This is a genomic window from Micromonospora tarapacensis, from assembly GCF_019697375.1.
Classification (GTDB): Bacteria; Actinomycetota; Actinomycetes; order Mycobacteriales; family Micromonosporaceae; genus Micromonospora; species Micromonospora tarapacensis.
Map to the genome: position 1 here is coordinate 4800382 of NZ_JAHCDI010000004.1, position 20269 is coordinate 4820650.

Genomic DNA, 20269 nt, shown 5'->3' on the forward strand with positions numbered 1-20269 from the left:
TGGACCTGAACCGCACCGCGCCTCAGCCCCGCGTCAAAGCCCTCGGCAGGCGCAGACCACCCCCGCCCGACCCGACCGAGGACGTCGACCGGTGCCCGGCCGGGCCGGCGGTGTCACTGGAAGAGGCCGGCGTTCCGCTTCTCGGTGTCGAGGTAGTCGGCCGCGGACTCGTCGACCGCGAGCTTGATGTCCCGCAGCATCAGCTGGAGGTCCCGAGAGGCGTTCCGCCACCGCGCCTGCCGCTGCTCGTAGGCCGACTGGGCCTCACCGGACCAGTCGGCCACCAGCGGTGCCGCATCTCGCTCCAACTGGCCGAGCTGTGCGTCGAGCGTGTTCAACGCCCGCTGGATGTCCGCGCTGGCCTGTTGCAACGCGGCGAAGTTGACGACCAGCACACCGTGCTCCATCGAATCTTCCCCCTGGGGGTCGTGGCCTAGAGCGGCAGTTGGATGCCGCCGCGGTTGGTGGCGGCCACCCGGCTGGCCGCCTCGGTGTCCGACGCGGCGTACTGCGTGCCCGCGGTGCGGATCGCGCCCGCCGTCTCCCGCAGCGCCTGCTGCAGACTCGCCTGATCCTGCGCCCACTGCTGTTTGACCTGCTCGAACGACCGGCCGCCGGCCCCGCGCCAGGCCTGCTGAAGGATCTCCAACTGGGCCAACAGTCCACTGAGCATCGACTGTAAGGACTGGTCCGTCTGCTCGAACTTCACCGCGGTCTGCTGCATCACCACGGCCTCTGCCTGGGTCTGGGACACCCCGGACGTCACCTCGTCTCCTCGATCGTGGCTGGCCCTGCGGTGAGACGCAGCACCCACGACGCCGGAGGACGAGCGCGACGCGGGACGGGCCAACGAGAACTCGTCGCTGACAGTAGCGACACCATCGCGGTTGTGCTACCCCATCCCACTCCCCTGTGGACAACGCGGACATCCGTCGGTCACTACGATGGGCGGCAGTGAGGTCGCGGCGGGTGATCGGCTGAGGAGGCGTGGTGGCGACGACCGGCATCCCGGCCCGGCGGGCCGCGATCGAGGTTCCGCCACCCGCACCGTCTCCCGCCGGGCGCCGGGTCGTCCGGCCCGGCACACCACACTGGAGCGGCAGCGAGCGGTGGCGGGGACACCGGCCGCGAGCCGGGCAGGTCGTCACGACACAGGTGGCGCTGGCGGCGCTCGTCGCCGCGGATGGCCGGGGCCAGGTGGCGATGCTGGCCACGGCCCTGGCGGCGGGGGCACTGCTGGCCGTGGCCTGGTGCCGGGTCCGGCAGCGGTGGCTCCACGAATGGCTGGCCGTCGGCCTCGGCTACCTCGCCCGCCGGCGGGCAACCATGCCGGGCGCCGGGCCGACGGCCCTGCTCGACCTGGTGGACCCGGGCGCCGTCGTCCGTCCGGTCGAGTTGGCCGGCTCCCCGGCCGCGGCACTGGACGACCCGGGCGGCATGGTGGCGCTGTTGGAGATCGGCGACCCGGGCGACCTGCTCGGTGACGGCGCGCAGCCGCTGCCCTGCCCCGGATCGCTGCTGCCGGCGGGCACCGGCCACGCCCCACCCGTACACGTCCAGCTGCTGCTGGCCGGTGCGGCGGCGCCGGCGGTCGCTGCCGGCGGCGGCCCGGCGGCCACCTCATACCGCCAGCTCACCGGCGGGCAGTTGGCCGGCTGGGAGCGGGCGGTGCTGGCCGTACGGGTGTCACGGGCGGAAGGCTGGTCGGAGGAGGCGCTGCACCGCGCTCTCGCGAGCGTGGTCCGCCGGATCGTCAGGCGGCTACGGCCACTGGCTGTCCGGCCGTTGGGCGAGCAGCCGACCCTGCGGATGCTCGCCGACTTCGCCCACCTCGACGAGCGGCCGGTGCGGGAGTCCTGGCAGGCGGTCCGCTCCGGTGGGCTGTTGCACACCACGTTCCGGCTGTGCCGGTGGCCGACCCCGGACGCGGCACCCCAGTTCGTGCCCCGGCTGCTGAGGTCACCGGCGACCGCGACCACGGTGTCGCTGCACGCCGGGGCGGGCCCGACGGCGGCCACCGGCCTGACCGTCCGGCTGAGCGCGGCGACCGCCGCCGAACTGTCGGCCGGAGCCCGGGCCCTGCGCAGAACCGTGGCGGCGGGCGGTGGAGCGGTGGAGCGGCTGGACGGGGCGCAGCTGCGCGGGCTGGCCGGCACGCTGCCGCTGGCCCTGCCCGGCGGGCGGGCGGTGCCCGGCGGGGACGACCTGGAGCTGCCGTACGGCTCAGCCGGGCTGATGCTCGGGGCCAACCGGCACGGCAACGCGGTCACCGTCCGGCTGTTCCGGCCGGAGAGCACCCGGGTGATGCTCGTCGGCGGGGTACGTGCCGCCCAACTGGTCACCGTGCGCGCGATGGCGCTCGGCGCCCGGGTGGTCGTCCAGACCACCCGGCCGCACGACTGGGAGCCGTTCGTCCGGGGCACCGGCATGCCGGGCGGCACGATCCCGCTGGTGCCGCCGGGCCGTCCGGTGCCCGGCCCGGCCGCGACGCAGCTGACGCCGGTGCTCCTCGTGCTCGATGCGCCACCGTCACCCGCCGGTCCCCGGCCGGGCGCCGCCTGGCAGGCGACACTGCTGGTACGCGACGAGCTGACCCCGGCCGACGCGGACGCGTTGGCCCGGGCCGACCTGTCGGTGCTGCAGCCGCTGAGCCGGCCGGAGGCGGCGGTCGCCGGCACCGTGCTGGGGCTCGGCGACGCCGCGGAGTGGCTGACCAGGATTCGCCACGACATGGTCGCCGTGGTCAATCGACGGGCCCTGCGCTGGGCACTGCTCAGGTGCACACCGACCGAGGCACAGCTCATCGGACAGCCGGCCCGGGCCTGACCTGGATGATCTCGCGGGTTCCGCCCGCGCGCCGACCGTGGCACCATGCCCGCCATGGGTTTTCTGAAAGGTCTACTGATCCGGGTCGGCGCCACGGCGGTGGCCTTCTGGCTGGCCACGCTCGTCATTCCGGGCATCTCGCTCGACACGGACTCGCTCTCCGAGACGGTGCTGACGCTGATCCTCGTCGCGGTCATCTTCGGTGTGGTCAACGCCGTGCTCCAGCCGATCATCAAGACTGTCGGCTGTGGCTTCTACCTGCTCACCCTCGGCCTGATCGCACTCGTGGTCAACGGTCTGCTGTTCCTGCTGACCGGCTGGATAGCGGACCAGGCGGGGCTGCCCTTCGACGTCGACGGTTTCTGGCCGGCCGCGGTGCTGGGTGCGCTCTTCGTCGGCATCGTGACCTGGATCCTCGGCGCCATCCTCGACCGCGACTGACCGCAACACCCCGGTCGCCTCGACGTCGACCGACGGGTGAGCGCCCGCTCCAGCGTTCCGGCGGGCGCTCACCCACGCCGGGCGGCCGGTCGGGCCGGCTCGGCCACATCGCGGGAATTGGCCACTGAGTCCGGCAGGTGGGCGCACTAGCGTCGCAGGCGTGTTCACGCTGACCCGCGACGACGGCTACACGATCAGCACCGATCCGGATCGTCTCGATCTGGACCTGGTGCACACCTGGCTATGCACGGACGCGTACTGGGCGCTCGGGCGTGACCGTGACACGGTCGCGCGGGCGTTCGCCGGCTCGATCGGGTTCGCCGTTCACCAGCCGGGCGACGGCCGGCAGGTCGCCGTGGCCCGAGTGGTCACCGACCGGGCCACCTTCGGCTATCTCTGCGACGTCTACGTCGACCGGGGGCAGCGCGGACGCGGGTTGGGCACCTGGCTGGCGGCGGCGGTCCGCGACCACCTGGCCGAGTTCGGCGTACGCCGGATCCTGCTGGCCACCAACGACGCGCACGGGGTGTACGAGAAGATCGGCTTTGCGCCGGTACGGGCCGACCGGTGGATGGAGCTCGACCGCCGCGACCAGCCGTGAGCCCGCTCACCGGCAAGGATCAGCCGGCGGGTCGGCCCCTTACGGTGGAGGCGTGACGCCGCTCCGCCTCGGATACCTCTACGGCCTCGGTGCCTACCTGCTGTGGGGGTTCTTCCCGCTCTACTTCAAGCTGCTGCGCCCGGCCGGGCCGGCGGAGATACTGGCTCATCGCGTGGTGTGGTCCGTCGCGTTCGTCGCCCTGCTGCTCGCCGCGAGGCGCAACATCCGTTTCCTGCGGGCGCTGCTACGCCGGCCGCGTGCGCTGGCGGGGATCGGCGCCGCCGCCACGCTGATCGCGGTCAACTGGTTCACCTATATCTACGGCGTCAACTCGGGCCGGGTGGTGGAGACCGCCCTCGGTTACTTCATCAACCCGCTGGTCGTGGTGCTGCTCGGGGTCCTGGTGCTGCGCGAGCGGCTGCGCCCGGCACAGTGGGCCGCGCTGGGCGTCGGCGCGCTGGCGGTGGCCGTACTCACCGTCGACTACGGCCGGCTGCCGTACCTCGCGCTGACCCTGGCATTCACCTTCGGCGGGTACAGCCTGGTCAAGAAGCGCCTCGGCCTGCCCGCGGCGGAGGGCCTGTTCGTCGAGTCGGCCGTGCTGTCCCTGCCCGCGCTGGCCTTCGTCGGCTGGCTCGCGGCCACCGGCGACGCCACCTTCGGCCACGTCTCGGCCGGGCACACGGCGCTGCTGGTGCTGGCCGGCGCCTTGACCGCCATCCCGCTGCTGCTCTTCGCCGGTGCCGCCAACCGGCTGCCGCTGACCGCCCTCGGCATGCTCCAGTACGTGGCGCCGATCCTCCAGCTCGGCTGCGGCGTGCTGATCTTCCACGAACCGATGCCACCGGCCCGTCTTGCCGGCTTCACCCTGGTCTGGATCGCCCTGATCGTCTTCACCGTCGATGCCGTGCGCCACGCCAGGCGCACCCGCCGCCTCCGCCCGGACACCGCGTTGCCGTCCCCGGCCGCCGTCGCCGGCTGAGCCTCCCGCTCGCAGAAGCGGAGAAGCAACCAGCTGACCTGCCGGCCGGGGCCGGCAGGTCAGCGGACGTCGTAGGCGAGGACGGCGGTGCCGTCGGCGAGGATCAGTTCCAGCCGGACCAGCTCGGCGTTGGTGAACCGGGTCGCGCCGGTGATCCGCAGGTCGTCACCGGGGGCGGCCAGCCAGGAACCGATCTGCTCCTTGGAGCCGTCCCCGGCGTGCGCCACGAGCCGGAACGTGTTGGCCTTGCCGTAGCCGGCGCGCTCGTCGTACCCGCAGTGCATGGTCACCTCGGTGCCCCAGTTGGTGCCGGCCAAGCCGATCTCGGCGTGCACCGGCACCGATCCGGCCACCGGCTGCATCTCGACCATCCGCACCTGGGCCACCGGCGCGGTCGTGCCCTGCCCGGGCAGCATGGTGGCCACCCCGAAGCCGACGACCAGGGCGATCGCGGCCGCGGCCAGGCCGGTGACCGCGTATCGCAGCCGGTTGGCCTGGCGCTCGCGACGCCGGCGGTCCCGCACGGCGCTGAGCAGCTCGGGCACTCGGGGGTTCTCCGGCGGCGGCAGGAACTGCTCCAGGCTCGCCGGATCCAACCGACCGAGCAGGCCGGGCAGCACGGCGATCTCGGAGACCGACTGCTGGCAGGCGGGACAGTCGACGAGATGCCGTTCGTACGCCGCCCGGTCGGTCGGGGAGAGCGCGCCCAACACGTACGCGCCGTCGTCGTACGCGAACTCGCAGCGGCTCATCCGGTCACCCCCATCTCGGCCAGGACCAGCCGTAGCGAGCGCAACGCGTAGTGGGTGCGGGACTTCACCGTGCCGGGCGGCACGCCCAGCCGGGAGGCGGCCTCGGAGACCGAGCGTCCCTGGTAGAAGCATTCGACCAGCACATCGCGGTGCGAGGGACTGAGCCGGTTGAGCGCCTCCGCGACCGTCCACGCCTCGACGGCACGCTCCGTCTCGTCGACGACCCCCGACGGCTCGGGGAGTTCGTCGGTGTAGACCTCGCCGACCCGGCTCGACCGGCGCCGCCAGGCGTCGATGGCCAGGTTGCGGGCGGTGGTGAAGAGCCAGGCGCGCACCGAGCCGCGTCGCGGGTCGAGCGACTCCGGGTGGCGCCAGGCCCGCAGCAGCGTCTCCTGTACGAGATCCTCGGCGCGCTGCCGGTCGCCGTTGACCAGCCGCAACGCGTGCGCGTAGAGCGCCTCGGCATGCTCGTCGTGCAGAGCCCGCAACAGGTGGGCGTCGTGGTCGCTGATGGTCCTCTCCTCGCACTCGGCGCGAGCGGGCGCGGTGTTACGACCGGAGATACGTGCGGTCACGCCGATCGGTTCAGTCCCAGCTCAACCCGGGATCCCGGGACGGAGTTCACCACTGGTTCACACCGCCGCTGACCCACGCTCATCGCGCCCTCCTAGCGTCCGGCGGGTACGCGTCGGTGAGCTGCACCGACGCGCACCGACCCTCAGGAGGATCCTCCCCATGAGCGACCGCCCCCGGCTGCTCCCGCTGCTGGGCACCCCCCGCCACGGCAGCCGCGACGCCATGACCTGCCTGTACCGCTGCGGCAACGCCTGTGACCACCCGGTACCCAACACCTCCGACAACGCGTACCTCGGCGATGTGGTGAACGCCGAGGTGTCCCGCCGCGGTGTGGTCCGCGCCGGGGCGGTCGGCGCCCTGGTGCTCGGCTTCAGCGGCACCGCGGCCGGCGCGCTGGCCGGCGCCGCCCCGCCGCCGCGGCCCCGGCCCCGCTGGCGTCCCCGCCGGCGGGGACCGCAGGCCGGCGGCCGAGCAGTGGCGCACTGACCTTCAAGCCGATCCCGCCGAACACCCTTGACAACTTCGTGGTGCCCAACGGCTACGACCACGCCGTGGTCATCCGCTGGGGCGACCCGGTGGTGCCCGGCGCGCCCGAGTTCAAGCTGCGTCGGCAGACCGCCGCCGCGCAGGCGAAGCAGTTCGGCTACAACAACGACTACGTCGGCGTGCTGCCGCTGGACAAGCGGGGCAACCGGGCGCTGCTCGTGGTCAACCACGAGTACACCAACGAGGACCTGATGTTCCCCGGCTTCACCAGCCAGGACGCGCTCAGCGTCGAGCAGGTGAAGGTTGCGATGGCCGCCCACGGCATGTCCGTGGTGGAGATCGAGCGGGTGGCGGGCACCGGCCAGTGGCAGGTCGTCACCTCGGGGCGCCGCCCGTACAACCGGCGCGTCGACGCGCTCAGCAGCAAGTTCGAGCTGACCGGCCCGGCCGCCGGCTCGTCGTTCCTGAGGACGGCGGCCGACCCGAAGGGCCGTACGGTCATCGGCACCCTGAACAACTGCGCCGGTGGCACGACCCCCTGGGGCACCGTGCTCTCCGGCGAGGAGAACTTCAACCAGTACTTCGTCGGCGGCGACGGTGCGCCGGAGGCGGAGAAGGCCCGGCTGGCCCGCTACGGCATCAGCACCACCAGCCGCTACCCGAGCGGCAGCCGCAAGTGGGACCGGGCCGCAGCCCGTTTCGACCTGGCCGAGCACCCCAACGAGGCCAACCGGCACGGCTGGGTCGTGGAGATCGACCCCTTCGACCCGGACAGCCGCCCGCGCAAGCACACTGCGATGGGCCGCTTCAAGCACGAGGGCGCGAACGTCATCGTCGCCAAGAGCGGGCACGTGGTCGCGTACATGGGCGACGACGAACGCTTCGACTACCTCTACAAGTTCGTCTCGGACAAGAGGTTCATGAAGGGTGACTCCTGGGTCGCCCGCAGGCACAACCTGACGCTGCTGGAGTCCGGCACCCTCTACGTCGCCAAGCTCCACGAGACCAGCGCCGACGAGATCGACGGCTCCGGCAAGCTGCCCAGCGACGGTGCCTTCAACGGCAGGGGCCGCTGGATCAAGCTGGTCAGCGGCAACCGCTCGTACGTGGACGGGATGACCGCCGCCGAGGCGCTCACCTTCACCCGGATCGCCGCCGACAAGGTCGGCGCCACCAAGATGGACCGCCCCGAGGAGGTCGAGATCAGCCCCGTCACCGGCAAGGTGTACGTGGCGCTGACAAACAACTCCAACCGGGGGGTCGGCAGCAACCCGGCGCCGGACGAGGCGAACCCGCGCACCGCCAACCGGCACGGCCAGATCCTGGAACTGGTCGAGGACCGGAAGGACAACACGTCGGACACGTTCACCTGGTCGCTGCCGATCATCTGCGGCGACCCGGCGGACCCGTCGACCTACTTCGCCGGGTACGACAAGACCAAGGTGTCGCCGATCTCCTGCCCGGACAATTTGCTCTTCGACCGGACCGGAAACCTGTGGATCTCCACCGACGGCAACGCTCTGGGCAGCAACGACGGTCTCTTCGCCGCGCCGATCGAGGGGCCGGAGCGGGGTCACCTGAAGCAGTTCCTGACGGTGCCCACGGGTGCGGAGACCTGCGGCCCGTTGCTCACCGAGGACGAGCGTTCGCTCTTCGTGGCCGTGCAGCACCCGGGCGAGATCACCGGCGCCACGGTCGAGAACCCGGCCTCCACCTGGCCCGACGGCGACTACGCCAAGCCGGGTGTGGTGGTGACCTGGCGGCTGGACGGCGGACCGGTCGGTAGCTGACCCCGCCCCGGCGACCGCGCCGGCCGCTTCGCGACGGCCCCTCCCCACCAGGGAGGGGCCGTCCCGGTGCACGGCGGGCCGGTGGGGCTCAGACGTCGGCGGCGATGCCGTCGGCGATCGTGCGGGCGGCGGCGAGCAGTTTCGTCCGGACCACCCGGGCGGAGGTCATCATCTCGCTGGCCGGCAGGGCGCAGGCCAGCACCGTCCGGCGCTCCATGTCCTTGTCGGGGTTGACCAGGACGGCGGCGCACGCCACCCCCTGCCGGAACTGACCCAGTTCCAGCTGCATCCCGCGCCGCTCCCCGGCCGCCAGGTCGGCCTCGAAGGACTCCGGGCTGGTGAGGGTGGCGCTGGTGAACGGCCGCATGCCGTACTCGCGCAGGTAGCGGTGACGCTGTTCGGCGGTGAGCGTGGCGAGCAGCGCCTTGCCGAGCGCCGTCGCATGTGCCCCCTCGTCGAACCCGGGCACCAGATCCTCCAGGTACGGCGAGCGACTTCCCTCCGCCACGGCGGTGATCGCCACCTGGCCACCGACGAACCGGCCCAGGTAGTGGCTCCAGCCGGTCTCCACGGCGGCCCGGCGCAGGCTCTCCCCGATCGCCGGGGAACCGCGGAACGCGGCGACCAGCTCGCGATACCGGTCGGCCACCTCCAGACCCACGATGTACGTGCCGTCCTCCCGACGGATCACGTAGCCCTCGTAGGCGAGGGTGCGGACCAGGTGGTACGTGGTCGCCACGGTCAGCTCGCAGCGGCGGGCGATCTGCTTCACCGTCAGCCCGCGCGGGGCACGACCGACCGACTCGAGCACTCGAAGCGCGCGGGAGACACTCCGGATCAGGTCCGAAGGTTCCGCCAGGGGGTCACGCACAACCACCTCCGCCACCGGGGACTTACACCATATGAAAAAGTGGCCCGCCGCGAAACGCCTGATCGGGTGGAGGATCCAAGGTCATCGGGGCTGGGATGTGAGGTGGGACGCACTTTCCGGCGCCGAGATGCGGCTGACGTAGGTTGGCCCCACCATGACCAACTCCGCCGCCCGTACCCCGGCAACCGCCGCCAGACCCGTCCGGGCGAGCGCCGTCGCGGTCGCCGTCACCATCGCCTGCGTCCTGCCGGTCTTCCTGGTCGGCGGGCTCGCCGTGCAGATGCGACAGGAGTTGGCCTTCTCTCCGGCCGGCCTCGGGCTCGTCGTCGCGGTCTACTTCGGCGTCGGCGCGCTCGCCTCGGTCCCGTCGGGCGCGCTGGTCGAGCGCTGGGGCGCTGCCGTGGTGGCCCGGGCCGGCATCCTGGTCTCCGCCGGTTGCCTGCTCGCGGTGGCGGTGCTGGCCCGGTCGTACCCGGTGTTGGTGGGCCTGCTGGCCGTCGCCGGCACCGCGAACGCGCTCGGTCAGCTCTCCAGCAACGGCCTGCTGGCCCGGCACGTGCCGCCGCGCCGGCAGGGCCTGTCGTTCGGGGTCAAGCAGGCGGCCATCCCGGTCTCCACCCTGCTGGCCGGCGTCGCGGTGCCGACTCTGGCGCTCACGGTCGGTTGGCGGTGGGCGTTCGTCGCCGCGGCCGGTGCCGCCCTGGCCGCCCTGGCAGCCGTACCCGCGCACGTCCCGCACCCGGCCGGGCGACCCACCGGCAGGGCCGGCGGCGCGAGCGGTGGACTGGTCGTCGTCGGGGTGGCCGCGACGCTGGCCGCGGGGGCGGCGAACGCGCTGGGCACATTCGTGGTCGACGCCTCGGTCGACCGGGGTCTCGGACCGGGGATGGCCGGGCTCACCCTGACCCTCGGCAGCGCCGTCTGCGTCGCCGCCCGGGTCGGGATCGGCTGGCTGGCCGACCGCCGCACCGGCGGCCACGTATCCGTGATCGCCGGTCTGCTGGTGGCCGGCGCGGTCGGGTTGGGCCTGCTCGCCGTGGCCGGCCCGGGGCCGCTGGTGGTGGGCGTCGTGCTCGGTTTCGGTCTGGGCTGGTCCTGGCCGGGGCTGATGAACTTCGCGGTGGTCCGGCTGCATCCCCAGGCTCCGGCCGCCGCCACCTCGATCACGCAGACCGGGGTGTACGCGGGCGGCTGCCTCGGCCCTCTCACGCTGGGCCCCCTCGCCGCCTCGGCCGGCTACCCCGCGATGTGGCTCACGGCCGCGGTGGCCATGCTCGCCGCCGCCGCCCTCATGCTCGCCGCCACCCGCTTCCTTTCCCCGACCGACCCGGGTTGATCGAGGGTTTGCGCCCCGGAGCCCGGCGGCGTGCCACGACCGAAGCCTCTTGATCAACCCGCCGGGGGTGCCGGTGGGCCCGGAGGAGTCGGGTGGGTCAGCCGGTGCGGTCGGCGATGTGGTCGCAGAGGGATTCGAGGGCGCGGCGGGCCGGATTGTCCGGCAGCGGGGCCAGCTGCGACCTCGCGTCCTCGGCGTAACTGCGGACGGTTTCCCGGGCCCGCTTGAGCGCGGGGCTCTCCCGGAGCAGGCCGAGCGCCTCGGCGTGCCAGGCGTCGTCGGTCAGCGCGCCGGTGGCCAGGAGTTCCCGCAGCCGCGCGGACGAGGCGTCCGCGTCGTCCGACGCCAGGGCGTAGAGCACCGGCAGGGTGGGCACGCCCTCCCGGAGGTCGGTGCCGGGCGTCTTGCCCGACTCCGTCGAGTCACTGGCGATGTCGAGCAGGTCGTCGGAGAGCTGGAAGGCCACCCCGATGGTCTCGCCGTAACCGGCCAGCGCCGCCACCTGCTCCGGGGCGGCCCCGCTGAACATGGCGCCGAACTGGGCGCTGGTGGCGATCAGCGAGCCGGTCTTGTCCGCGATCACCCGCAGGTAGTGCGCCACCGGGTCGTCGCCGGCCCGGGGACCGACGGTCTCCGCGATCTGGCCGTGCACCAGCCGGGCGAAGGTGCGCGCCTGCAGGCGTACCGCCTCGGGCCCCAACTCGGCCGCGACATCGGCGGCCCGGGCGAAGAGATAGTCGCCGACCAGGATGGCCACCGAGTTCGTCCATCGGGAGTTCGCGCTGGGCGCGCCGCGACGCACCGGCGCCTCGTCCATGACGTCGTCGTGGTACAGCGTGGCCAGGTGGGTCAGCTCCACCACCACGGCCGCCGACACGACCTCCGCCCTGGTCGGATGGCCGAACTGCGCGCTCAGCGCCACCAGCAGCGGCCGGAACCGCTTGCCGCCCGCCTCGGCCAGATGCCGGGCGGCCTCGGTGACGAACGGGTCGGCGCTGGCGACACCGGCCCGCAGCTCACCCTCGACGGCCGCCAGCAGGCCGAGCACGGACTCCTCGGTGCGGGGGTCGGCGAGATGAAGGCCGAGCGCGCCGAACTGAGCCGCGCCGGGCCGGCTCCGGCGACCACCGGAGCCGGTGGTACCTGAACGCTCGCCACCCCTAATCACCACGCCTCAACCATGCCACACACGTCCTACCTGCACCGGACCGGGGATGCGCGGCGAGGGCCGGCCCACAGGCTGCGGGCCGGCCCTCGAACGACAGGTCCTGGCGGCTACCGGACGAACTCCGCAGCCGAGGTGGCCAGGTCGAGCAGCGGTGCCGGCGCGACACCGAGCACCAGGGTGGCGATCACGCCGATCACCAGCGCCGCCGAGGTCAGCGCGCCGGGAACGGCGACCGTCGGCGTCGAGTCGCCCGGCTCGGAGAGCCACATCATCACCACGACCCGCAGGTACGGGAAGGCCAGCACCATGCTGGTCAGCACGCCGGCGATCACCAACCACACCTGCCCACCCTCCAGGGCCGGGCCGAACACCGCGAACTTGCTGGTGAAGCCGCTGGTCATCGGGATACCCGCGAAGGCGAGGAGGATGAAGGTGAAGACCGCGGCGTAGATCGGCGACCGCCGGCCCAGTCCGGCCCAGCGGGACAGGTGGGTGGCCTCCCCGTCGGCGTCACGCACCAGGGTCACCACCGCGAACGCGGCCAGCACCGTGAAGCCGTAGGCGACGAGGTAGAACATGGTGCCGGAGAGCCCCGCGCTGCCCGGCGCCAGCACACCGACCAGCAGGTAGCCGGCGTTGGCGATCGACGAGTACGCCAGCAGCCGCTTGATGTCGGTCTGGGTCACCGCGAACACCGCCCCGACCAGCATGGTGAGCACCGCCACCGTGCCGAGCACCGGGGTGAAGTCCCACCGCGCCCCCTCGAAGGCGACGTGGAACACCCGCAGCAGGGCGCCGAAGGCGGCGGCCTTGGTGCAGGCCGCCATGAAACCGGTAAGCGGCGTCGGCGCGCCCTGGTAGACGTCGGGCGTCCAGACGTGGAACGGTGCCGCGGCCGCCTTGAAGAGCAGGCCGATGGCGACCAGGGCCATCCCGGCGAAGAGCAGCACCGGGCTGGCCGTCGAGTTCGCCACGGCCGCGTTGACGGTGGCGAAGTCGACACCGGCCTGACGGTCGCCCAGACCGGCGGTGAAGCCGTAGATCAGCGCCAGCCCGAACAGGAAGAAGGCCGAGGCGTACGCGCCGAGCAGGAAGTACTTCATCGCCGCCTCCTGGCTCAGCAGCCGCCGGCGGCGGGCCAGCGCACAGAGCAGGTAGAGCGGCAGCGAGAAGACCTCGAGCGCGATGAACATGGTCAGCAGGTCGTTCGCCGACACGAAGATCAGCATTCCGCCGATGGCGAAGGTGGTGAGCGGGTACACCTCACCGGCGCCACCGGCGTGCTCCGCCTGCCGCCGGTCATCCGGCGAGTCGGCGGTCACCGCGGCCTGGGCGACGAACGCCCCGCCCCGCTCGAGTGCGCGCTCGCCGAGCAGCAGCAGTGCCACCGCCGACAGGGCCAGGATCGCGCCCTGGAGGAACAGCGCCGGGCCGTCGACGGCGATCACCCCGATGGTGATCACCCGCTTGTCGGCGTTGACCACCACCATGGTCAGCGCCGCGAGCACCGCCAGCAGCGCCAGCGGTAGCTGGACGGGGTGCCGCAGCCGTCGGGGCACGAATGCCTCGACCAGCACCCCGAACACCGCCGCACCCAGCATGATCAGGATCGGCGCGATCGCCGCGTAGTCGATCGGCGGCAGTTCAAGCTCGGTCACCGGGCCAACCTTTCGTTCGCGACTGCGACTCTCTCTGCGCGCGGCTGCGGCACGCGCTCCGCGCGCTGACGGCCGGGCACACCCTCACTCATCGCGCTCACCGGCTCGCCTCCTGGACGGTTCCTACCGACGGGGCCGGGTCGGTCCGGCCGACGTCCTCCATGGTCGCCTGGATCGCAGGGTTGATCACGTCCGTCACCGGCTTCGGGTAGAAGCCGAGCAGCACGATCAGCGCGATCAGCGGCGCGACCACGAACTTCTCGCGCAGGTTGAGGTCGCGCTTCATCCCGTCGATCTCGGTCAGCGCCGGGTTCAGGGTGCCCTGCGTGGTGCGCTGCACCATCCACAGCACGTACGCCGCCGCCAGGACGATGCCCAGCGTGGCGATCACCGCGACCGGCTTGTTGACCGTGAACGTGCCGATCAGCACCAGGAACTCGGAGACGAACGGCGCGGTGCCGGGCAGCGCCAGCGAGGCGAGACCGGCGAAGAAGAGCACCCCGGCCAGCACCGGGACCAGCTTGCCGGCACCGCCGAAGTCACTGACCAGCGCCGAGCCTCGGCGCGCGACCAGCATGCCGACGACCAGGAAGAGCAGGCCGGTGGCCAGCCCGTGGTTGACCATGTAGAGCACGGCCCCGGTGCCCGCCTGGGTGGTGAAGGCGAAGATGCCCACGCCGATGAAGCCGAAGTGGGCGATCGACGTGTACGACACCAACCGCTTGAGGTCGTTCTGCCCGACCGCCAGCAGCGCGGCGTAGATGATGCCGATCACGGCCAGGGCCAGCGCCCACGGGGCGAACCACTGGGCCGCGTCGGGGAACAGCGGCAGGCAGTAGCGCAGGATGCCGAAGGTGCCGACCTTGTCCAGCACGCCGACCAGCAGCGCGGCGGCACCAGCCGGTGCCGCGCCACCGGCGTCGGGCAGCCAGGTGTGGAACGGGAAGAACGGCGCCTTGATCGCGAAGGCGATGAAGAAGCCGAGGAAGAGCCAGCGCTCGGCCCCGGTGGAGATGTCCACCTGGGACAGCGCCACCCAGTCGAAGGTCTTACCGCCGACCACCCACAGGCCGATCACTGCGGCCAGCATGAACAGGCCGCCGACCAGCGAGTAGAGGAAGAACTTGACCGCCGCGTACTGCCGCTGGTGGCCGCCGTAGCTGCCGATCAAAAAGTACATCGGCACCAGCATGACCTCGAAGAACACGTAGAACAGGAAGACGTCGGCGGCAGCGAAGACGCCGAGCATCGTGCACTCGAGGACGAGCAGCAACGCGAAGTAGGCAGGTATCGAACGCTTCGAGGACTCGGCGTCGTGCCAGGAGGCGAGGATCACCAGCGGCACCAGCACGGCGATCAGCATCAGCATGACCAGCGCGATGCCGTCGGCGGCGAAGGTGAAGCTGACGCCCCAGTTCGGGATCCACGGGTACGACTCACGGAACTGGAAGCGCTCACCGTCGATCTGCCAGGTAAGCCACATGACCACCGACAGCGCCAGCACCAGCAGCGACCAGCCGAACGCCACCTGCTTGGCCAGCGTCGGCCGGCTACGGGGCAGGAGGGCCACCACCACGGCGCCGACCAGCGGCGCCACGGTGAGCACCGAGAGGAACGGGAAGTCGGACATTATGCGGCCTTACCTCCGTCGTCACTGTGCGGTCCGCCGGCGACGGCCGCCTGAGAGGCTGTCGGCCTCCTGAGGTCGATCACGCCAACCACCCCGCCTGCACGGCCAGGAAGGCCGCCACCACCAGCAGCGCACCGGCCAGGATCGAGGTTGCGTAGGACCGGACGAAGCCGGTCTGCAGCCGCCGGAGCCGGCCCGAGCCACCGCCGACGCCTGCGGCCAGGCCGTTGATCAACCCGTCGATGCCCCGGTTGTCCAGGTAGACCAGCGCCCGGGTGAGGAAGATGCCCGGCTTCTCGAAGACCGCCTCGTTGACCGCGTCGCTGTAGAGGTTCTTGCGGGCAGCGGTGACCAGCACCCCGGCCGGCTGCGGCTCGTTCGCCGTACCGTTGCGGAACAGGAACCAGCCCAGCACCGCGCCGACCACGGTGACCCCCAGCGACAGCGCGACGATCGCCCAGTGCGGCAGCACCGCGTCGTGGTGTGCCTCGGCGGCGCCGAGGCCGGCGGTGGCGGTCAACCAGTCGGGGACGGAGGTGGCCAGCAGCCAGCCGGCGCCCAGCGAGCCGATGGCGAGCAGGACCAGCGGGATGGTCATCAGCGGCGGGGACTCGTGTGGGTGCTCGATGTCCGTGGTCCAGCGCTTGGGGCCGTGGAAGGTGAGCACGAACAGCCGGGTCATGTAGAACGCGGTAAGCGCGGCGCCGAGCACCGCCGCCCCGCCGAACAGCCAGGCCGTCCAGCCCTCCCGCTCGAAGGCGGCGGCGATGATCGGTTCCTTGGACCAGTAGCCGGAGAGCGGGAACATGCCGATGATGGCCAGCCAGCCCGCGCCGAAGGTCAGCCAGGTGATCTTCATGTACTTCGACAGCCCACCGAAGCGGCGGATGTCCACCTGGTCGGACATGCCGTGCATGACCGAGCCGGCGCCGAGGAACATGTTGGCCTTGAAGAAGCCGTGCGCCAACAGGTGCACGATGGCCAGCGCGTACGCCGCGCCGCCCAGGCCGACACCGAGGAACATGTAGCCGATCTGGCTCACCGTCGACCAGGCCAGCACCCGCTTGATGTCGTCCTTGGCGCAGCCGATGATCGCGCCGATCAGCAGCGTCAGCGCGCCGACACTGACCACCACCAGTTGCAGCGTGGCGTTGGCCGAGAAGATGATGTTGGACCGGGCGATCAGGTAGACACCCGCGGTGACCATCGTCGCGGCGTGGATCAGCGCCGACACCGGGGTCGGGCCCTCCATCGCGTCCGGCAACCACGCCTGGAGCGGGAACTGGCCGGACTTGCCGGTCGCGCCGAGCAGCAGCAGCAGGCCGAGCACCAGCACCGTGCCGCCGGCCAGCGCGCCGATCCCGTTGAACACCTCGTCGTACTGGGTGGTGCCGAGGGTGGCGAACATGATGAAGATGGCGATGGCCAGGCCGGCGTCGCCGACCCGGTTCATCAGGAACGCCTTCTTGCCGGCCGTCGCGGCGGCCGGCCTGGTGTACCAGAAGGAGATCAGCAGGTACGACGCCAGACCGACGCCCTCCCAGCCGAAGTAGAGCATCACGTAGTTGTTGCCGAGCACCAGCAGCAGCATGGCCGCGATGAAGAGGTTGAAGTAGGCGAAGAAGAGCCGCCGACGTTCGTCGTGCGCCATGTACTCGACCGCGTACAGGTGGATCAGGAAGCCCACGCCGGTGATCAGCAGGACGAAGACCCCGGCCAGCGGGTCGAACAGCAGGCCGAAGTCCACATGCAGGCCGCCGACCACGATGAAGTCCCAGAGGCTCAGCTGGACCGACTTGTTGTCCAGGCCACGCAGCCCGAGGAAGTAGGTCAGGCCGAGCAGGAACGCGGCACCGACCGCGGCGACCCCGAGCCAGTGCCCCCACCGGTCGGCCCGCTTGCCGAGCAGCAACAGGACCGTCGCGCTGACCAGCGGGATCGCCACCAGCAGCCAGACGCTGCTCAGCAGCCCGCCGGCCGTCGCGTACGAGACGGTCTCGGCGGGAGCAGCCTGGGCGTACGTCAAGATTTCGTCCACCGGTGGGCCCCTCTAGTACTTCAACAGGTTGGCGTCGTCGACGCTGGCGGAGCGCCGGGTGCGGAAGATCGCCATGATGATGGCCAGCCCGACCACGACCTCGGCCGCCGCCACCACCATCACGAAGAACGCCATGATCTGGCCGTTGAGGTCACCGTTCATCCGGCTGAAGGTGACCAGCGCCAGGTTGGCCGCGTTGAGCATCAGCTCGACACACATGAACAGCACGATCGCGTTGCGCCGGACGAGCACCCCGGCCGCGCCGATGGTGAACAGCACCGAGGCGAGGACGAGGTAGTAGTTCGGCTCGACCGAGAAGAAGTCGCTCACTTTTCGGTGCCCTTCAACGTGGTCTCCTCGGCGGTCAGCTCCCGCACCGGCAGGATGTCCGGCGTGCTCCGGTCGCTCAGCCGGCCGTCCGGCAGCCGGGCGGGGGTGGCCACGGACGAGGAGGTGGCGAAGACACCCGGGCCGGGCTTCGGGCCGGGGTAGTTGCCGGGCGCGAAGCGGGCCTTCATCGTGGCCACCTGGTCGCGCTTGTCCTCCTTGCGCCGCTCCACGTGCGCGAGGATCATGCCGCCGATGGTGGCGGTGATCAGCAGCGCCGCGGTGAGTTCGAACGCGAAGACGTAGTCGGTGTAGAGCAGCCGGGCGATGCCCTGCACGTTGCCGCCGGCGTTGGCCTGCTCCAGGCCGGCCGGGATGCTGCCCTGGGTGGCCCGGTAGACCCCGCTGCCGAGCAGGCCGGCGAAGCCGAGCCCCAGCCCGAGCGCCGCGATCCGTTGGCCGCGCAGCACCTCGATCAGCGAGTCGGACGACTCGCGGCCGACCAGCATCAGCACGAAGAGGAAGAGCATCATGATCGCGCCGGTGTAGACGATGATCTGCACCATGCCGATGAACGGCCCGGCCTGGAGAACGTAGAACACGCCCAGGCTGAGCATCGTCAACACCAGCCAGAGCGCCGAGTGCACCGCGTTGCGGGCCGCGACCATGCCGATCGCACCGGCCAGCGCGAGCGGGGCGAGGATCCAGAAGGTCACCGCCTCGCCGCCGGAGACCGCACCGGTGGCGGCGAGCAGCGTCGACGTGGTCATGCCGGCTCCCCCTTTTCCGCCGCGGCCCGCGCGGCGGCCTGCTCGGCACCGGGGAAGGTGACGCCGGGGTGCTCGTCCACCTGGTACCGGCCCGGCCCCATCGGCGAACGCTCCGCGCCGGCCGAGGTGCCCGGGTTGGTCAGGCTGCCGATGTAGTAGTCCTTCTCGCTGTCACCCAGGCGCATCGGGTGCGGCGGCTGCTCCATCCCCGGCAGCAGCGGCGCCAGCAACTGCTCCTTGGTGAAGATCAGATCCTGCCGGTTGTCCCGGGCCAGCTCGTACTCGTTGCTCATCGTCAACGAGCGGGTCGGGCAGGCCTCGATGCACAGGCCGCAGAAGATGCACCGGGCGTAGTTGATCTGGTAGTCGCTGGCGTACCGCTCACCCGGCGAGAAGCGCTGCTCGTCGGTGTTGTCGCCGCCCTCGACGTAGATCGCGTCCGCCGGGCAGGCCCAGGCGCACAGCTCGCAGCCGATGCACTTCTCCAGCCCGTCCGGGTGCCGGTTGAGGATGTGCCGCCCGTGGTAGCGCGGCGCCGGGGTCGGCGGGGTGAACGGGTAGTCGGTGGTGACGACCTTCCTGAACATGTGCGAGAAGGTGACCCCGAAACCCTTGAACGTGCCGGTGATCGCGCCCACGTCACACCTCCTCAGAGTCTTGGCCGGCGGGAACGTTGGCCGGCTCCCGCTCGGCGACCATGCGCCGGGTTCGCGGGCTCGGTGGTACCTGCAGATCCATCGGAGGCAGCGGGAAGCTGCCCTGCGGCCGGTTCTCGACCTGCTCGGCGAGCGTCGGCTCCGGCTGCGGCCTGCGGCTCGGCCATAACAGCGCGGCGAGCAGCACCAGGCCGGCCGGGATGGCGATGGCGTACGTCCGGCTCCGGGTGTCCCAGTCGTCGATGGTGCGCAGGCCGGCGAGGACCACGATCCAGACCAGGCTGATCGGGATCAGCACCTTCCAACCGAGGCGCATGAACTGGTCGTAGCGCAACCGGGGCAGCGTGCCGCGCAGCCAGACGAAGACGAAGACCAGCAGGATCACCTTGGCGAAGAACCAGAGCAGCGGCCACCAGCCGGAGTTGGCGCCCGACCACTCGGTGATCGGCCACGGTGCGTGCCAGCCGCCCAGGAAGAGCGTCACGGTGAAGGCCGACATGGTCACCATCGCGACGTACTCGCTGAGCATGATCAGCGCGAACTTGAGCGAGCTGTACTCCGTCATGAAGCCGGCCACCAGCTCCGACTCGGCCTCCGGCAGGTCGAACGGCGGCCGGTTGGTCTCGCCGACGATGGAGATGAAGAAGACGACGAAGCTGGGGAAGAGCAGCACCGCGTACCAGCCCGGTGTCGGGATGTTCAGGCCGAACAGGGCCAGCTGGGTGCCGTTGCCCTGGGCAGCCACGATCTCGCTTGTCGACATCGTGCCGGAGAGCATGAACACCGCCACGATGGACAGCCCCAGCGCCACCTCGTAGGAGATCAGCTGAGCGCTGGAGCGCAGGCCACCTAGCAGCGGGTAGGTCGAACCGGAGGCCCAGCCGGCGAGCACGATGCCGTAGACCGCCATCGACGAGCAGGCGAGCACCACCAGCACCGCCACCGGCACGTCGGTGACCTGCAACGGCGTCTGGTGGCCGAAGATGCTCACCATCGGCCCGAAGGGGATCACCGACAGCGCGGTGACCGCGCAGATCACCGAGATGGCCGGGGCGAAGAAGTAGACGACCTTGTCCGCCGACTTGGGGAGGATGTCCTCCTTGAAGGCCATCTTCAGGCCGTCGGCGAGCGTCTGCAGCAGACCGAACGGGCCGAGCTGGTTGGGGCCGGGCCGCACCTGCATGAAGCCGACGACCCGCCGCTCGAACCAGACACCGAGCAGCGTGCCGAGCAGGGCGACCAGGAAGGCGAAGACGATCTTGCCTAGGATCAGCCACCACGGGTCGTGACCGAAGTCGCTCAGCGACGGCGCCTCGGCGAGGAACCTTGGACTCACTGTGCCAACCTTTCGCTCGCGACTG

General features: G+C 71.4%; 18 protein-coding genes and 1 pseudogene. 6 read left to right on the forward strand and 13 right to left on the reverse strand.

Annotated features, from left to right (window positions below):
- Positions 1 to 113 precede the first annotated feature (113 nt).
- Together KIF24_RS27965 and KIF24_RS27970 are read right to left on the reverse strand one after the other, a co-directional pair.
- Positions 114 to 407 (reverse strand): WXG100 family type VII secretion target, encoded by a 294-nt coding sequence (locus KIF24_RS27965; RefSeq protein WP_221086563.1) that lies wholly within the window; start codon positions 405 to 407, stop codon positions 114 to 116.
- Between the two features lie 26 nt (positions 408 to 433).
- The gene (locus KIF24_RS27970) at positions 434 to 754 is read right to left on the reverse strand and encodes a WXG100 family type VII secretion target (RefSeq protein ID WP_221087590.1); all 321 of its coding nucleotides are present in this window, start codon (positions 752 to 754) and stop codon (positions 434 to 436) included.
- Positions 755 to 990: 236 nt separating this feature from the next.
- Here KIF24_RS27970 and eccE point away from each other — a divergent pair, with 236 nt between their 5' ends.
- The 4 genes from eccE (at position 991) to rarD (ending at position 4850) form a co-directional block, all read left to right on the forward strand.
- Positions 991 to 2826, forward strand: coding sequence for a type VII secretion protein EccE (eccE, locus tag KIF24_RS27975; RefSeq protein ID WP_331461310.1), 1836 nt, complete (start codon positions 991 to 993; stop codon positions 2824 to 2826).
- Positions 2827 to 2880: 54 nt separating this feature from the next.
- Complete coding sequence (locus tag KIF24_RS27980) at positions 2881 to 3267, forward strand: phage holin family protein (protein ID WP_221086564.1); 387 nt, start codon at positions 2881 to 2883, stop codon at positions 3265 to 3267.
- A 160-nt stretch (positions 3268 to 3427) separates the two neighbouring features.
- Positions 3428 to 3868, forward strand: a complete 441-nt coding sequence (locus KIF24_RS27985) for a GNAT family N-acetyltransferase (protein WP_221086565.1) — start codon at positions 3428 to 3430, stop codon at positions 3866 to 3868.
- A 52-nt stretch (positions 3869 to 3920) separates the two neighbouring features.
- Complete coding sequence (gene rarD, locus KIF24_RS27990; RefSeq protein WP_221086566.1) at positions 3921 to 4850, forward strand: EamA family transporter RarD; 930 nt, start codon at positions 3921 to 3923, stop codon at positions 4848 to 4850.
- A 59-nt stretch (positions 4851 to 4909) separates the two neighbouring features.
- Here rarD and KIF24_RS27995 read toward each other — a convergent pair whose 3' ends face one another.
- Both KIF24_RS27995 and KIF24_RS28000 read right to left on the reverse strand, forming a co-directional pair.
- Positions 4910 to 5602 carry an anti-sigma factor family protein gene (locus tag KIF24_RS27995; RefSeq protein ID WP_221086567.1) on the reverse strand — a complete coding sequence of 231 codons (693 nt, stop codon included), beginning with the start codon at positions 5600 to 5602 and terminating at the stop codon, positions 4910 to 4912.
- Positions 5599 to 6114 carry a sigma-70 family RNA polymerase sigma factor gene (locus tag KIF24_RS28000; protein WP_221087592.1) on the reverse strand — a complete coding sequence of 172 codons (516 nt, stop codon included), beginning with the start codon at positions 6112 to 6114 and terminating at the stop codon, positions 5599 to 5601. The genes KIF24_RS27995 and KIF24_RS28000 overlap by 4 nt, the downstream gene beginning before the upstream one ends.
- Positions 6115 to 6337: 223 nt before the next feature.
- Here KIF24_RS28000 and KIF24_RS28005 point away from each other — a divergent pair.
- Positions 6338 to 8454: pseudogene (locus tag KIF24_RS28005) on the forward strand (PhoX family protein).
- Positions 8455 to 8542: 88 nt separating this feature from the next.
- Here the strand turns inward: KIF24_RS28005 and KIF24_RS28010 are convergent.
- Entirely contained in the window at positions 8543 to 9325 is a 783-nt protein-coding gene (locus tag KIF24_RS28010; protein ID WP_221086568.1) for an IclR family transcriptional regulator, read from the reverse strand.
- Positions 9326 to 9479: 154 nt separating this feature from the next.
- Here KIF24_RS28010 and KIF24_RS28015 point away from each other — a divergent pair, with 154 nt between their 5' ends.
- Positions 9480 to 10661 carry an MFS transporter gene (locus KIF24_RS28015; protein WP_221086569.1) on the forward strand — a complete coding sequence of 394 codons (1182 nt, stop codon included), beginning with the start codon at positions 9480 to 9482 and terminating at the stop codon, positions 10659 to 10661.
- Between the two features lie 97 nt (positions 10662 to 10758).
- On the opposite strand, the gene KIF24_RS28020 is transcribed toward KIF24_RS28015, so the two are convergent.
- The 8 genes from KIF24_RS28020 to nuoH form a co-directional block, all read right to left on the reverse strand.
- A complete protein-coding gene (locus tag KIF24_RS28020) occupies positions 10759 to 11826 on the reverse strand; it encodes a polyprenyl synthetase family protein (protein WP_407940020.1) in 1068 nt (355 codons plus the stop codon).
- 110 nt (positions 11827 to 11936) lie between these two features.
- Positions 11937 to 13487 carry an NADH-quinone oxidoreductase subunit NuoN gene (nuoN, locus tag KIF24_RS28025; RefSeq protein ID WP_221086571.1) on the reverse strand — a complete coding sequence of 517 codons (1551 nt, stop codon included), beginning with the start codon at positions 13485 to 13487 and terminating at the stop codon, positions 11937 to 11939.
- A 97-nt stretch (positions 13488 to 13584) separates the two neighbouring features.
- Entirely contained in the window at positions 13585 to 15117 is a 1533-nt protein-coding gene (locus tag KIF24_RS28030) for an NADH-quinone oxidoreductase subunit M (protein ID WP_221086572.1), read from the reverse strand.
- Between the two features lie 79 nt (positions 15118 to 15196).
- A complete protein-coding gene (nuoL, locus tag KIF24_RS28035; RefSeq protein ID WP_221086573.1) occupies positions 15197 to 17155 on the reverse strand; it encodes an NADH-quinone oxidoreductase subunit L in 1959 nt (652 codons plus the stop codon).
- A gap of 12 nt (positions 17156 to 17167) precedes the next feature.
- Entirely contained in the window at positions 17168 to 17485 is a 318-nt protein-coding gene (gene nuoK / locus KIF24_RS28040; RefSeq protein WP_221086574.1) for an NADH-quinone oxidoreductase subunit NuoK, read from the reverse strand.
- Positions 17482 to 18252: an NADH-quinone oxidoreductase subunit J gene (locus KIF24_RS28045; protein WP_221086575.1), complete on the reverse strand. Its 771-nt coding sequence runs from the start codon at positions 18250 to 18252 to the stop codon at positions 17482 to 17484. The genes nuoK and KIF24_RS28045 overlap by 4 nt, the downstream gene beginning before the upstream one ends.
- Positions 18249 to 18890, reverse strand: coding sequence for an NADH-quinone oxidoreductase subunit NuoI (nuoI, locus tag KIF24_RS28050; RefSeq protein ID WP_221086576.1), 642 nt, complete (start codon positions 18888 to 18890; stop codon positions 18249 to 18251). The genes KIF24_RS28045 and nuoI overlap by 4 nt, the downstream gene beginning before the upstream one ends.
- A gap of 1 nt (position 18891) precedes the next feature.
- Positions 18892 to 20244: an NADH-quinone oxidoreductase subunit NuoH gene (gene nuoH / locus KIF24_RS28055; RefSeq protein WP_221086577.1), complete on the reverse strand. Its 1353-nt coding sequence runs from the start codon at positions 20242 to 20244 to the stop codon at positions 18892 to 18894.
- Between the last annotated feature and the right edge of the window lie 25 nt (positions 20245 to 20269).